A 611-nucleotide genomic window follows, 5' to 3' on the forward strand; every position below is an offset into this window, starting at 1 on the left:
ATGCCTCAATCTGACGGCTGCGAACCGCCAGGGACAGGCGCAATGTCAGATTCTGTCGCGGCCTTGGCGCGTGCCTGGAAGCGTTCATAGCAATCCAGCCCGCAGAAATGTTCGACGTATTCCGCGCCTTCCGGGGTGAAGGCGGCATCGAGCGGAATTTCTTTGCAGCATACGCAGCAGGTGGTGCAACTGGCAGTGTTCGGGGCGTTTGCGTTCATGGTGGTACTCCTCCAGATTGGTAGCGAAGCTCAAAGCTGCCCACTCTCGGCTGGCTGGGAAGCGGTCATGATCTTCCCTTGAAGGCCCGCAGCAGCCGCGTCACAGACAGGACAAACAAGCCGGTCAGCGTGAGGGCTGCAATACCCCAGTGCTCCCCGATGAACGCGCCGGCCGTCGTGCCGGCTAGCACAATGGCGAGAATCGGCAAATGGCAGGGACAGGTGAGCACGGCCAGCGCGCCCCACAAGTAGCCGGTGATCGGTTTGTGCGTCTCAGACGGCAAGTGCTCTGGGCTGTTCATGGCAGACTCTCCGCGTGCTGTGCCGGTTCGGTTGGCATGGCGGCCAGTTGCATTTCGAGGCTGGCCAGGGCCTCGCGCCGACGCTCGACGA

Annotated in this window: 2 protein-coding genes and 1 pseudogene; all 3 read right to left on the reverse strand. The window is 62.2% G+C overall.

Annotation, left to right across the window (positions count from 1 at the left end):
• Positions 1-5: 5 nt before the first annotated feature.
• On the reverse strand, positions 6-218 hold the full coding sequence (locus D7V20_RS19415; RefSeq protein ID WP_000993245.1) for a DUF3330 domain-containing protein: 213 nt from the start codon (positions 216-218) through the stop codon (positions 6-8).
• A gap of 65 nt (positions 219-283) precedes the next feature.
• On the reverse strand, positions 284-520 hold the full coding sequence (gene merE / locus D7V20_RS19425; RefSeq protein ID WP_001087807.1) for a broad-spectrum mercury transporter MerE: 237 nt from the start codon (positions 518-520) through the stop codon (positions 284-286).
• Positions 517-611 (reverse strand): annotated as a pseudogene (locus D7V20_RS19790) (transcriptional regulator MerD); the annotation flags it as partial. The pseudogene D7V20_RS19790 and the gene merE, both read right to left, overlap by 4 nt.

The organism is Acinetobacter rongchengensis (genome assembly GCF_003611475.1).
GTDB classification, from domain to species: domain Bacteria; phylum Pseudomonadota; class Gammaproteobacteria; order Pseudomonadales; family Moraxellaceae; genus Acinetobacter; species Acinetobacter rongchengensis.

What these genes read in the sequence shown, in the direction of transcription:
- D7V20_RS19415 (WP_000993245.1), bottom strand. Translation starts at nt 218, where the DNA reads ATGAACGCAAACGCCCCGAACACTGCCAGTTGCACCACCTGCTGCGTA.
- merE (WP_001087807.1), bottom strand. Translation starts at nt 520, where the DNA reads ATGAACAGCCCAGAGCACTTGCCGTCTGAGACGCACAAACCGATCACC.